The sequence below is a fragment of the Microcoleus sp. AS-A8 genome (assembly GCA_039962225.1).
GTDB lineage: Bacteria > Cyanobacteriota > Cyanobacteriia > Cyanobacteriales > Coleofasciculaceae > Allocoleopsis.
The window spans coordinates 1-14,545 of the sequence record JAMPKV010000011.1 but is presented as its reverse complement, the minus strand read 5'-3'; the positions used below and the strand labels follow the sequence as shown (position 1 = coordinate 14,545).

Annotated in this window: 8 protein-coding genes; 4 read left to right on the top strand and 4 right to left on the bottom strand. The window is 44.4% G+C overall.

The window, feature by feature from the left end; translation table 11 throughout:
- The first annotated feature begins 18 nt into the window (after window positions 1–18).
- Entirely contained in the window at window positions 19–6,033 is a 6,015-nt protein-coding gene (locus NDI48_18385) for an AAA family ATPase (protein ID MEP0833142.1), read from the top strand.
- 116 nt (window positions 6,034–6,149) lie between these two features.
- Entirely contained in the window at window positions 6,150–7,430 is a 1,281-nt protein-coding gene (locus NDI48_18380) for a response regulator (GenBank protein ID MEP0833141.1), read from the top strand.
- 19 nt (window positions 7,431–7,449) lie between these two features.
- Here NDI48_18380 and NDI48_18375 read toward each other — a convergent pair whose 3' ends face one another.
- Together NDI48_18375 and NDI48_18370 are read right to left on the bottom strand one after the other, a co-directional pair.
- The gene (locus NDI48_18375; GenBank protein MEP0833140.1) at window positions 7,450–8,919 is read right to left on the bottom strand and encodes an SGNH/GDSL hydrolase family protein; all 1,470 of its coding nucleotides are present in this window, start codon (window positions 8,917–8,919) and stop codon (window positions 7,450–7,452) included.
- Window positions 8,920–9,012: 93 nt separating this feature from the next.
- Window positions 9,013–10,353: a glycosyl hydrolase family 8 gene (locus NDI48_18370; GenBank protein ID MEP0833139.1), complete on the bottom strand. Its 1,341-nt coding sequence runs from the start codon at window positions 10,351–10,353 to the stop codon at window positions 9,013–9,015.
- A gap of 313 nt (window positions 10,354–10,666) precedes the next feature.
- Between NDI48_18370 and msrA the strand changes: the two genes are divergently transcribed.
- Complete coding sequence (msrA, locus tag NDI48_18365; GenBank protein ID MEP0833138.1) at window positions 10,667–11,137, top strand: peptide-methionine (S)-S-oxide reductase MsrA; 471 nt, start codon at window positions 10,667–10,669, stop codon at window positions 11,135–11,137.
- A 166-nt stretch (window positions 11,138–11,303) separates the two neighbouring features.
- Here msrA and NDI48_18360 read toward each other — a convergent pair whose 3' ends face one another.
- Entirely contained in the window at window positions 11,304–12,698 is a 1,395-nt protein-coding gene (locus tag NDI48_18360) for a UDP-glucose/GDP-mannose dehydrogenase family protein (GenBank protein ID MEP0833137.1), read from the bottom strand.
- A 194-nt stretch (window positions 12,699–12,892) separates the two neighbouring features.
- Window positions 12,893–13,849, bottom strand: a complete 957-nt coding sequence (locus NDI48_18355) for an SDR family oxidoreductase (GenBank protein MEP0833136.1) — start codon at window positions 13,847–13,849, stop codon at window positions 12,893–12,895.
- Between the two features lie 370 nt (window positions 13,850–14,219).
- Here NDI48_18355 and NDI48_18350 point away from each other — a divergent pair, with 370 nt between their 5' ends.
- Window positions 14,220–14,381, top strand: a complete 162-nt coding sequence (locus NDI48_18350) for a hypothetical protein (protein MEP0833135.1) — start codon at window positions 14,220–14,222, stop codon at window positions 14,379–14,381.
- Window positions 14,382–14,545 lie beyond the last annotated feature (164 nt).

Below are 14,545 nucleotides of genomic sequence, written 5' to 3'. Positions count from 1 at the left end.
TCCTAGAAGCACTTCCAGATGAATATCTTATCTCAATACCAAATCATCTCCACTCTGCACGAAAGTGCCGAAACAATTATCTATCGAGGACAGATACCCTCTCACCAAGAGACAACAATCCTCAAACTCCTCAAAGCCAAGTATCCTAGCCTTAAAGCCATTACCCACCTCAAGCACGAATATCAAATACGGCAAAATTTAGACCATTCTAATATTGTCAAAGTTTTAAGTCTCGAAACCTTTAACCATCATCTAGCACTACTCCTAGAAGACTTTGGCGGTCATTCCCTCGCTCAACATTTGCAAACCAAAAAACTCTCTCTTACGACTTGCCTGAGAATTGCCATTCAACTCACTCAAGCTTTAGATTATCTGCATCAAAATCAGATTATTCATAAAGACATTAAACCCAGTAATATCATCATCAACTTTCAGGAACAAATTGTTAAATTAAATGATTTTGGGATTGCCTCACGCCTGTCTAAAGAAAACCCTGTTTTCAATAATCCCAATTCGGTAGAAGGGACTCTCGCTTATATGTCTCCCGAACAAACAGGGAGGATGAATCGCACCCTAGACTATCGGACAGATTTCTATTCTTTGGGTGTTACTTTATATGAAATGCTCACGGGTCAATTGCCGTTTCAGAGCCATGATCCGTTAGAGATTGTTTATAGCCATATTGCCCAATCCCCCACACCGATACCGCAATTAAATCCAGAAATTCCTTCAGCAATCTCAGCAATTGTGATGAAGTTGATGAGCAAAAATGCGGAAGACAGATATCAAAGTGCAGCGGGACTATTAGCGGATTTTGAATTTTGTATCAATCCCTTCACCAAGCCAATAGAAATTACTAATTTTAGTCCAGGACGCTTAGATATTTTAAGCCAGTTATTAATTCCCCAAAAATTATATGGTCGAGAAACCCAAGTCAATCAATTATTAGCTGCTTTTGAGCGAGTTTTTAGAGGAAAAACACAGGATAAAGAAGCATCCAAAATCCCAATTTCCAAATCCAAAACTGAGTTGATGCTCGTTAGTGGCTACTCTGGTATTGGAAAATCGGCTGTTGTCAATGAAGTGAATAAACCTATTACCCGCCAACGCGGTTACTTTATTGCTGGAAAGTTTGACCAATTTAAGCGGAATATTCCCTATGCATCACTGACTCAAGCGATTGGGTCATTGATGCGCCAATTGCTGACGGAAAGTGAGGCCAAATTACAAGACTGGCGCAACAAAATTTTAACGGCTGTTGGGTCAAATGGGCAAGTGATTATCGATGTGATTCCAGAAATAGAATTAATTATCGGCAAACAGCCAACAGTCCCCCAACTGGGGGCAACAGCATCACAAACTCGTTTTAATCGAGTATTTAAAAAATTTATTCAGGTTTTTACTCAAAAGCAGCATCCTTTAGTTATCTTTTTAGACGATTTGCAATGGAGTGATTCAGCTACTTTAAAGTTAATGCAATTACTGCTCACTGACTCAGATAGTAAATATTTACTATTGATCGGTGCTTATCGAGATAATGAAGTTAGTCCTACCCATCCTTTGATTCAGACCGTAGAGGAGATTCAACAGGCAGGAACAGTGGTGAATAATATGGTTCTGCAACCTCTTGACTTAGCTGACGTTACTCAATTAATTACCGATACATTCAATGATTCTATTGAAGAAAATGTAGATTTAACAGGTCTCTTACACCCTCTGAAGGAAAGAGTAAAACAGTTAGCAGAATTGAGTTGGGCGGTAACGAAAGGTAATCCATTTTTCTTAACTCAATTCCTTCATACTCTTTATCAAGAAAATCTATTAAGATTTGATTTTAATACCGCCTCTTGGCAATGGAGCTTAGAGGAGATTCAGTCCATTAGCATTGCTGAACAGACTGTGGTGCAACTCGTCGCCAGAAGAATACAAAACCTGCCAGAAGCAACCGTCGAAGTTTTGAAATTAGCGGCTTGCGTCGGGGACAAATTTACTTTAGATGTATTGTCAATTGTCAGTGAACATTCTCCTAATGCAACGGCTACTGAACTCTATGCCGCTTTACAAGCGGGATTAATTCTGCCGTTGAGTGAATCGTATAAAATTCCCATTGTGTTTGAGGAATACGAAGTAGAAAGTGGTGAGAATGGAACTGAATATTCGAGTAAAACAGAGGATAGCTTACCATCCAAAATCCAAAATATACAATCTACAATTGCTGAAGTCAGTTACAAATTCTTACATGACCGAGTGCAGCAAGCGGCTTATTCTCTGATTCCCGAATCTTCAAAACGAGAAACCCATCTAAAAATCGGTAAATTGCTACTTCAAGGTATTCCGGAATCGAGAATTGAAGAAAATATCTTTGAAGTTGTTAACCAACTAAACATTGGTGTTGAGTTGATTTTTGAACCCGCAGAAAAAGTCAAGCTAGCTCAACTTAATTTAATCGCCGCTCTCAAAGCAAAGGCAGCAACGGCATACGAACCTTCCCTTAAGTATTTAAAGGTAGGGATTGGACTGCTTTCCGCCGATAGCTGGACTCATCAGTATGATTTAACGCTGGCTCTTTATGTTGAAGCGGTGGAAGTCGAATACTTAAACACAAACTATCAACAATCTAAAGCTTTAATTGATATTGCCATAAAACAGGCAAAGACAGTCTTTGATCAAGTCAAAATTTATGAAAAGAAAATTCAGTTTTATACCAGCCAAGGCGATTTTATGGCAGCCATCGATACAGGATTGGAAATTCTAGCGCTGTTAGGAAATCCGCTATCCAAAGACTCAGAAGGTATTCGTCAAATATCAGAACAGTTACGCTCACAATTAAGGTTTGAGACGAGCCAAATTGCTGATTTGGCAACTTTGCCTAAGATGAATGATGTTGTCAAGCTGGCAGCAACACGTATCTTAGTGACTCTCATCCCGCCAGTTTACTTTGAAAAACCAGAATTGTTGTTTCCGGTAATATTATCACTGGTCAGTTTATCGGTTAAGTATGGTAATGCCGCCTCCTCAGCTTATGGGTATTGTCTCTACGGTTTGCTCCTATGTGGTGCATTGGATGATATTGAGTCGGGGTATGAATTTGGGCGATTGTCTTTGAACGTGTTAGAGCAATTTCCCTCCGATCCGATTAGGTGCCAAGTCCACAAAGTCTTTGCTAGTCATATTCAACCCTGGAAAGAACCCCTTCGGGAAGCGATGAAAAATTTCCTAACGGCATTTCAAACGGGGTTAGAAACGGGTAATGCTGAATATATGGGTTATGGCAGTGCCGAATATACGATGTACCTACTTTTTAGTGGGGAAAATCTGGATGTTGTAGCTCAAAAGAGTGCGTCTTATGAGGAGTTACTGGAGACGCTGAAACAGGAATTCGGTATTTTTTACCTGAAAGTGGGTCGGCAAGCTGCCTTGAATTTAGCTAATAGAGCTAATAATTCATGCATTTTAACAGGGGAAAGTTTTAGTGAAGAGACGATGTTCCCACTGCTGATAAAAGCAAACTACAGGATGATTATTTTTTGCTTTTACCTGCTCAAACTAATGCTCTGCTATTTGTTTAAAGATTATGCGATCGCGCAGCTTCAAGCCGAGCTAGGGACACCCTATCTGGATGCCGTCATTGGTACACTCTATGTGGCTGAGCATAATTTTTATCATTCTCTGGCTCTTCTAGCTAACTATTCCATTGTCAGTGCGAACGAGCAACAACAATCTCTCCGCCTAGTGGATACCCATCAAGAAATTATGCAGAACTGGGCGTTACATGCTCCCTGCAATTTCCAGCATAAATACTACTTGGTAGAAGCTGAAAAAGCGAGAGTTCTAGAGCAAAAAATCGAAGCGATGGAATATTATGATCGCGCCATTCAAGGTGCCAGAGAACAGGGATACATTCAGGAAGAAGCGCTAGCGAATGAACTGGCAGCCGAATTTTATCTCGCTTGGGGTCGAGAGAAGGTTGCCCAAACTTATCTGACTGAAGCCTACTATGCTTATTTTCGCTGGGGAGCGATCGCTAAAGTTCAAGGCTTAGAATCCAAATATCCTTTTCTAGTATCGCAAACTCATAACACAGACATCCCCAAACATCAGGTCACTCACACCACGACAAGCAGTACCAGTAACGGCAGCTTTAGCAATTTCTTAGACTTAGCGAGTTTTATCAAATTTTCTCAAGTCATTACCAGTGAAATTGTCCTGGAAAAGTTGTTGAATAAATTAATCAAGATTTTGTTGGAAAACGCCGCTGCTCAAAAAGTTGTACTGCTGCTGCTCAAAAATGACCAACTCTACATCGAAGCCACGGGTAAGACAACCGATGAAGTAGTGATGGTTTTACAATCGATTCCGGTTGAGACAAGCCAGGATTTACCTCTCTCGGTTGCCAACTATGTCTTGAGGAGCAAAAAAAATCTTGTCTTAAACGACGCAACGATTGCCGAACCGTTTAATGCAGATTCCTATATTCAAAACTCTCAACCCAAATCAATCCTTTGTTTACCGATTGTTTATCAATCCAAGCTGCAAGGCATTATTTACCTAGAAAATAATTTGGCAGTGGCGGCTTTTACTCAAGAGAGGGTAAAAGTATTAGAAGTCTTAGTTTCACAAGTCGCGATCGCAATTGTTAATGCTCAACTCTACGCTCAAGTCCGCGAAAGTGAGAGCCGCATGAGGCAATTCCTCGATGCGATGCCAGCGGGCGTGTTTGTCACCGATAGGCAAGGTCAGCCCTACTATACCAATCAAATTGCACAACAGATTCTCGGTCAAGGCGTCGTCGATGCACTCACAGTCGAGCAATTACCAGAAGTTTATCAAGCCTATCTCGCTGGAACTAATCAATTTTACCCCAGCGATCGCGCAGCGATCTCTCAAGCCTTGCAAGGGCGAACGGTGAAAGTTGATGATATGGAAATACGCCACCCTGATAAGACTATTCCCATAGAAGTGTTGGGAACGCCCATCTATGACGAAGAGGGCAATATTGCTTACGCGATCGCTGCTTTTACAGATATCACAGAACGTAAACAGGCAGAAGCAGAACGAGAAAAGTTTCTCAATGAACTGTCCCATCTCAATCACGATTTAGAACAAGCCAACCAGCAACTTGAAGAGTATTCCCACACCCTAGAAGAGAAAGTCGAACAGAGAACTGCCGCCTTAAAAGCGGCGCAAAGGCAGATTATTGCCAAAGAAAAACTCTCCTCTCTGGGTGCTTTAACCGCTGGGGTGGCGCATGAAATCAGAAATCCGCTCAATTTCGTCAACAATTATGCCGAAGGTTCGGTGGAGTTAACAGAGGAACTGCTTGCAGAAATGGACAACCAAGCAGAACATCTCGAAGCAGACACCTTGGATTACATTAAACAGATGTTAATCGACATTCGAGATAATGCTGCCGCCATTCATCAGCATGGTCAACGTGCCGAGGGTATTATTCACAGTATGATGCAGCACGCACGCACGGATAGCGGTCAACACCAACCCACTGACCTCAATGCTTTGCTTGACCAAGCGGTGCAGTTAGCGTATCACAGCAAACGTGCGAACGATAGTCAATTTAATGTAGTGATTTGTAAAGACTATGACGACTCTATCGGTCAATGGGAAGTGGTATCCGGCGACCTTAGCCGCGCTTTTATCAACCTGATCGATAATGCTTGCTATGCTGTCCAAGCCAAGCAGAAACAGGAGCAACAACAGCAGGGTAACAACCCACAAGGGAACTTGTCTCACGAGGGGGAAGTCTTTATTCCCACGCTTTGGGTCAAAACCGAACCTCTAGGGGAGGCTGTAGAAATCCGTATCCGCGATAATGGTATAGGAATTCCGCCAGAACTTAGCGAGAAAATCTTCCATCCCTTCTTTACCACCAAGCCGACAGGAGAAGGCACGGGATTGGGATTGTCACTGACTCATGAGATTATTGTGGGGCAACATGGCGGCACCTTGAAAGTGAATACCGAACCAGGAGCTTATACGGAGTTTATCATCACTTTGCCGAGGTCTTTATCCGTTTGAGCCGGAGACGCTTCCTCAAGCGATCGCTATGATATCTGGTCTATAACATACAGTGGTAGGTCGTTTTTCCTCCCACTTCTTCTAGAGGTGAGCTTCCAGAGTGCCCGGAGGTTTATGTGAGTTTTGATCAAGAGCCAAGCGACGTGACACCAGCCAGAATCTTAATTGTCGATGATGAATTAGAGTTAGAGCGCCTAATTAAACAGCGATTGAGGAAGAAGATCATTGCTAAAGAATTTGAGTTGATATTTGTCCACAATGGTAAAGAAGCGTTAGAGAAACTGAAAAGTGAGCACCAAATCGACATGGTGTTGACGGATATCAATATGCCAGAGATGGATGGTCTCACCTTGCTCCATAAACTACGCGAAATCGATGAGACGCTTAAGGCTGTGGTGATTTCCGCCTATGGTGATATGAAAAATATTAGAACCGCCATGAATTGTGGTGCTGTTGACTTCATCACCAAGCCGATAAATTTTGAAGATTTAGCGATTACTATCAACAAAACCCTGAAGGATGTTAAAGAAGTTAGAGAAACTCTGAATCAGTTGCAACAGACCCAGCTTCAACTCATCCAGCATGAAAAAATGGCGGTTCTTGGTCAGTTAGTCGCCGGTATTGCCCACGAAATCAATAATCCACTGACCTGTATTTCTGGCTATACCGAGCTATCCAGTGAGGGAGTCGCAAATTTAATTAATCATATCCACCTCTATCAAGAAAAAATTCCTGATCCAGGCTTAGAGATTGAGCAACATGCGAAAAATATCAAATTAGATTATTTTTTACAACGCTTACCTAGGATGCTTTCTATAATGACAGAAAGTACCAGCCGCCTCGTTCATATTAGTAACTCCCTGCGAAATTTTTCGCGTGGAGATACAGACTCTCAAGTATCAGCCAACATTCATGAGGGAATTGATAGTACCTTGATGATATTACAACATCGATTGAAAGGTAACAATACCCGTCCCGAAATTGAAGTCATTAAAGACTATGGCGAAATTCCTTTAGTTCCATGCTATTTGGGTCAACTGAATCAGGTATTTATGAATATTTTAGCAAACGCGATCGATGCTTGTGAAGGCTCAAATGAGAGTCTTACCTTTGCTGAAATCACTGAGCAGCCTAATACCATCACGATTCAAACTCAACTGAGTGATGATCATCAAAGTGTCGTGATTAAGATTAAAGACAATGGCACCGGGATGCCAAAAGACGTGGAGTCGAGAATCTTTGACCAATTATTTACAACCAAAGCCGTCGGGCAAGGAACAGGATTAGGGTTATCCATTAGCCGTCAGATCGTGGAAGAAATTCATGGCGGTCGTTTGACTTGTCATTCGGTGTTGGGAGAGGGAACGGAGTTTGCGATCGCTATTCCCATTACCTAACCGATGAAATTTTCATCCTTCACTCTTCAGTTAGAAGTGGAGGTCGGTACACGCGAATAGATTGAATCGGCAAAATCCCCTTTTCATTGGGGATAATTTCCAGCGTATGTTTAGCATTGCTCAAATTCTGTGCCAACGTTGAAAGATACTCTTGGCTTGAGTCTTCAACCTTGGGTACAACATATTCATCCACAAACATCGGTAAAACTTGCCACTTAATCTCAAAGCCTTTTGGAATCGGCTGACGAGAGTATTCATAGGCATTTTTCAACCACCAGTGATCCGGTTCGATCACGACTCGACCGGATTTAGACACAAACTTGCGATCGCTCACACCACTGCCATCGAACCCAGTCTTAGAGCCTCTGACTTCAAATTGAAATTGGCTAGAATCTTGGTTAATTTCAGTAATTCGCGCCGTCCAATCTTCAATAATCAGTGGTTTTTCCCAAGAGACTTGTATGATGGCTGGCCAATCCACACTAATCGCTTCACTCGGACGCGTAAGGGTATACAGTTCAGGAAATTGGGAGGGTGGTTTGCCATCAATTAAAATCCGCCCTCGGTGGGATTTGCGATCAGTGGCTTTGGCAGCAATAGCATCTACCCGATTCCCCTCAAACTCTAAAACAAGCTTGCCATTTTTCCACTTCACATCTTTGCCAACAACATAAGTTTTCACCAAATCTTTCCAGGAGTTGCTGGGAAATTTTGGGTTGTAGCGTAGTTGTCGCTTGACGAGACTTCCTAGCAGAAAATTGCCGTGATCATTTAAGTGGATGTCGTCCGAGAGCAAATCTTTCGGTTTCAACCAATTATCTTTTAAGTATTGTTTCCAAGGTTCACGAATCTCGATTAATTCACCGTCATACTTTTGCGCTATCTGGGGCAACCATTCAGTGGAATGAGAGTCGTGCCACTGATAGGCATTGAGCTTTTCTTCGTTATCCAAAAACGTGCCCGTGGGTAGCCAAGTGATGTGGTCGGAGTGAATTGCAATTTCGCTGGTTGTGCGGCGGCGCACGTTGGCGATAATTGACTCATATTCCGGCTCTGGCCCATAGACATGGAAGATCAAAAGATCCGGATAGAAGGGGTATAGGTCATGTTCAGCGGGATGGATTAGCAAAGGAGATGCGAATCCCCCAATCGCACGATTCTCGATTTGCAAATCCGCGTCAGGAAAGCGTTGCCTCAAGTCCTTCGCTACCTCAAGCCACCAATCCTGTTTCGTAATCGATTGACCGTAGAAAAGAATCCGTACCCGATGGCGATGCTTGGGAGTGCTGGTTGCCAACAGCGTCATAGTTCGCTGGATTTTCGCACCAAAATAGGAGTCATCTTTCGCGGGTGCAGGTGGTGGATAGTCTGCCGTTTTGTCTAATGCTCTCAACATCGGAACGCACAGCACAACCAAGATTAGGACAACGAAAGATAGGCATAGCTTCAACCAATGCCGACGCCTGAATTGACGGATGGTAGATTTCATAGATGGGTAATACTTCCTAGAGAATTGGTATTACTGACCTTCAAACCTTCAAGCCTTCAACCTTCAATTTATTTCGATTAGCGGGTTAGGATGTCACTTCGACTGAGGTTGTAGAAGTTGAGGGCTAAGGACATTGGGAGGAAGTAGCCCTATCCAGGCCAAATTCTGGGTGTAGTAAGCAGATTCGTCATCCCAAATCCCCTGTTTATATTGGGGTAAGAGTTTATCCTTAACTAACTGCTGGGCTAAATCGGGGTTGGTTAACCGAAAGGCGGGTATTAGCATCGCGTATTGGGATGTCGCCTCGTAGTTCACAGTCGGTTTTCCCTGGAGGTCAATCCGAGCATTCAGGCGCTTTTGCTCACCCCATTGTTTCTCTAGGTGTTTGGTCGCTGTGCTTAAATATTTTTGAGCTTCGGGAGCGTTAAACCAAGCCGCATCCCAAGCCACTCGCCACCAAACTCGATAGGCATCAAAACTATACACGCTCTGAAGCTTGCTCTGAGGCGGTACCGGCTGGTACTTCCCGGTTTGGGTGTCTAGGGCAATCCAGTCACTGGGTAAGCCAACAGCGGAAACCTTGGACGACTGTTCGAGTGCCTCGTAGCTACTTTTAACCAAACTCATCCAATCGTGCTCTTTGTCAACCTGGGCAAAGAGACGAAAAGCATAAGGGGCAAAATAAGAAGGATTGAGATAGATAGTAGTGGGTGTGGGCGCAAAGGCTTCTGCCGGTCCTGGTAGGAGATAGCGTTTACCTCCCGGCACCTCAATCGTGGAGAAGTACCACAAATCTCGCAGCTTGCGGCGTGCTAACTTCAGGTATTCTGGTTGATTCCAGCGGCGTGAAGCCAGGATGAGAGCCGTAATTGCATCAATATCCGCATCACTGGCAAAATTTTTGTCAATTGGCCCCCATTTTCCGGGTTGAGCCTGTCCCCACTTCCACGCCCAAAGTTGGTCGCGATGAGTGCCTGTTTCAGAAAGTCGGTGGAGGTTTTTTTCCGCCCAGTCTAAGGAGAGAGCGAACGTGGTTGGGTCATCAATCAGAACAGCTCGCAGCATAGCATAAGCTTGTCCTTCAGATGTAGAGCGATCGCTATCTTCATAATCGATGACTCGCCCATCAACTTGAATGAATTGTTGCCGATAAATGTCCCAGCTGTCTTCGAGTAGCTCCCGGTTGGCCGTTGATTTTGGCAAAGATGGCGCATTCCTCAACCCAGGCAGCGTGGGTGTTGGTAACTTGAGCGTTGGTGTTGGCTCTGGTGACTCCCAGGAATCGGATGAAGTTGGTTGTGGCGTTTCCGGTTGTCCCTTGGAAGAGCCGGAAGTACAGCCAGCTAGACTGAGCAAAAGTGCGACGGCTGTAACCGCTCTCAAACACCGCTGACGCGGATTGAGAGAGACAATTTCAGTAAATTGAGGGAGCATTGGGTTCATTGCCCATGTGGTTTAAGTAGTTACTGTTTTCCCTGCACCCTGTCGCCACTTTAACAAAGGCATGGGTGTTTGGCGACTTAACAACAACCTGATATACTTAAGACGCTCAGTTTTTTATGTAATCCGGATTTTTTTAAGTTTAATTGACGATTCGCTTCATTGCTCCACCGCCACACGCACACAACTATCGAGCAATAGGGTGAAGGGTTCGATCAAAGGTGAGTTTGTAGCGGCTAGTGAGCTGATGAAATTCAGCTAATAATAGGGAATTAGAGAACTGCTCTAAATTGGAGTGAATACACCAATGGAAAAGGCAACATTTGGAGCGGGTTGTTTTTGGGGTGTGGAGGCAGCGTTTCGGAAAGTTCAAGGAATAACATTAACTTCTGTGGGGTACATGGGAGGGCATTTTCCAAACCCTTGCTATCTCGATGTTGTGTCGAGAATCACAGGCCATGCGGAAGTTGCACAGGTCGAATATGACCCCAATCAAGTGAGCTATGATCAGCTTCTTGATATGTTTTGGAATATCCACGACCCCACATCCTTAAACCGTCAAGGTCCAGACCGAGGGGAACAATATCGATCCGTCATCTTTTTCCACAATCCTCAGCAGGAGGAAGCAGCGAAACGCTCAAAACAGAAGCTGCAAATGTCTGGCAAGTTTGACAAAGATATCGTGACGGAGATTAAGCCTGCGAAGGAATATTATTTAGCCACCGAGGAACATCAGCAGTATTTCGAGAAAAAAGAAGAACGCCTAAGCGGGGCTTAGCCCCGCTTAGAAGGTGACAACTTGAAGGTTTGGAAGCTCAAGTTATCACCGATGAATTTGGAACCTATCAACTTAGTCTTCTCCTGGTGCTTGGAACAGTAGGGCATCTCGCCTCGTTAACGCGAACGGCAACAGATACGCTCACAAATTTCAACGTTCAACTCTTCTATCGACCAATTCCTCGGAAGTGGAAACCGGCACGTTCTAACATTTCCCGGTCTAGGAAGTTACGACCATCAATCATCACCGGATTGTTCATTAGCTTCGCCATCTTGGTATAGTCCAGCTTGCGGAACTGTTCCCAGTCAGTGACGAGGACTAAAGCATCGCAACTGTCTGCGAGTCGCTCTGGATCGGTTTCCACAATTACGCCCGATAGCCCGTGACGCATTCCAGTTTGGGAAATAATGGGGTCGTAAGCCTTGACTTTTGCGCCCAATCGGTTGAGTTGCTCAATCAGATTGAGTGCCGGGGCATCGCGCAAATCATCAGTATCGGGCTTAAAGGTTAAGCCGAGTAGTCCAATGGTTTTCCCCTTGAGGATTTTTAGTTCTTGCTGAAGTTTTTCTACGGAAATCAAGCGCTGACGCTCATTAACACTAACAGCCGCTTTGAGAAGTTGAGCTTCATAGCCATAATCATCGGCGGTATGAATCAGTGCAGAGACATCCTTGGGGAAACAAGATCCACCCCAGCCAATGCCGGCTTGCAAAAATTTACTCCCAATCCGCGAGTCTAAACCAATGCCTTTGGCAACTTGAGTGACATCAGCACCGACGCGATCGCAAATATTGGCAACTTCATTAATAAAGCTAATTTTGGTAGCCAAAAAGGCATTCGCCGCGTATTTAACCATCTCCGCCGAGCTAATGTCTGTCACTAACACCGGCACTGGAGGCAGAGATTTGTCTTCTGCAAACTGGCGCTCGGTGATCGGAGCATAGAGTTCCTTCATCATAGCGATCGCCCGATTACTCGTACTCCCCAGAACAATTCGGTCTGGGTTAAATGTGTCGTAAATAGCAGAGCCTTCCCGCAAAAACTCTGGATTACTCACCACATCAAACTGGGTGCCACTTTGTGATAGGGCTTCTTCTCCAGAAACACCCCCACCCGCAGTCACCAAAGCTGTCTGACGTTCTGCAACACCATCGAGCACAATCATCCGCACCCAATCACCAGAGCCAATCGGTACGGTTGACTTATTGACAATTACCTTATAGCCGCCGTCAAGATGGGAACCAATGCCGCGTGCTACGGCTTCGACATAACGCGTATCGCTTTCACCGTTCGCTAGGGCAGGTGTTCCTACAGCAATAAACAAAATTTCCCCATGAGCCACACCCGCTGCTAGATCTGATGTAAACTCCAGATTCCCAGAATGGCTGGCCTCCTGCATAATTTCTGACAGTCCAGGCTCGTAGATGGGCGAGTGTCCCGACTTCATTAACTTGACTTTTTCTTCATTATTGTCCACGCAGATGACCTGGTGCCCAATGTGCGCTAAGCAAGCACCCGTCACCAAACCGACATATCCAGTCCCAATCACACAAACACGCATATTCTTGCTCCTGGCTAATACAAATAGGAGTTAGGGAAGATCAGCTCTTTGAAGATCTCAAGACTAATACACGAGGTCTAGAGGTATAACAACCCATTCCTCTCAAGCCTCTACTAGTAGTATTTGGCACGGGATTGCTCAATCTAAGTTAAGTTTTGTATCCTTTTTCGGCACCCTGAGATTCTGTTGATTGCTTAAATGGAAGCTAAGCGATATTCGTCAGCAGAGGCTATACGATTTTGAAAATCTTCCACTGTCAGTTTTAACCCTTCTTGTAAGGGTACCGTAGGTTGCCAATTGAGCAAAGTCTGGGCTTTCGTAATGTCGGGGCGACGGCGGCGCGGGTCATCCTGCGGAAGAGATTTAAAGATAATTTCAGCATCCGGATTCACCATCTTCTGCACCGCCTGAGCGAGTTCCAGAATTGTGTATTCGCCGGGATTCCCTAAATTAATCGGTCCGGTATGCTCACCATTCATCAACCGCATCAGTCCGTCTACTAAGTCAGAGACATAGCAGAAGCTACGGGTTTGTGAACCATCTCCATACACGGTTAAAGGTTGACCTCTGAGGGATTGCACCACGAAGTTGCTGACAACCCGACCATCATTTTCGAGCATACGAGGCCCATAAGTGTTAAAAATTCGAGCTACGCGAATTTGTACATTATTTTGCCGATGATAGTCAAAGGCGAGGGTTTCCGCGACTCGCTTACCCTCGTCGTAACAGCTACGAATACCAATCGTATTAACGTTTCCCCTGTAATCTTCTGATTGAGGATGTACTTCCGGATCGCCGTACACTTCAGACGTAGATGCTAATAAGAATCTTGCCTTTACCCGTTTGGCTAACCCTAGCATGTGCAGAGTGCCCATGACATTGGTTTTGATGGTCTTAACGGGATTGTATTGGTAGTGAACTGGCGAAGCTGGACAAGCGAGGTGGTAAATTTGGTCTACTTCTAACCGAATCGGTTCGGTGATGTCGTGGCGAATCAGTTCAAAGTATGGGTTACCTAGCCATTTCAGGATATTGCGCTTGTGGCCGGTATAGAAGTTATCTAAGCAAATAACATCATGCCCCTCTGCCATTAGGCGATCAATCAGATGGGAACCAATGAAACCGGCACCGCCTGTAACCAGAATTCTCATAGTTTTACGTACAGATCTACCAATCTTGCAGAACTATGCTAATCGCTTTCAGCTCTAAGTGCCACAATTTCTGAAATTCGTCCTGAAGAACGAATCTGATCAAAGTAAGAGGATACCTAGCATAGCCATATCTAGGCATAGGCGTGAAATAGCCTCCTCGCTCGTCATTTTTTTCTCTTCTGCAATAAAGATTGCATCAATCTTAGATCAGCTATATTGGGTTAGCTAAATGCTCTGCTCCGACCTGTAGTGCAGCCATCGCTTGAAAACTGAATTCCGCCATCAATATTTTCCTTAGGGTAGCGTCTGAGCTTCATCTATATCAAGCATTTAGGGGATTGGTATAAAGGCATACTTTCAGGACAAGAGGGTGCGGGAAAAAGCAGATGGAGCGAACATGATCGCCTTTCCCCCACGAATGCCTTGCCTAGAGCGTCGGTTCAGTAATCCAGCCTGTGACGAAAAATGGCTATTTGGGCGCTCATCACCAACGAAAATCAAGGTTTTGATGATTAGAAAACTGACCCTCTAGAAGTTGCGCCACAGCTTATTATAGCGCTACGCGCTAGGGTTAGGACAAAAGCATGATAAGATGCAGTAATAGCTAGCGTTCAATAGTTATGCCTGCACCTTATAGTTACGATTTACGCTCAAAAGCCGTTGCAGCGGTAAAAAGAGGAGAAAAGAAAATAGAGG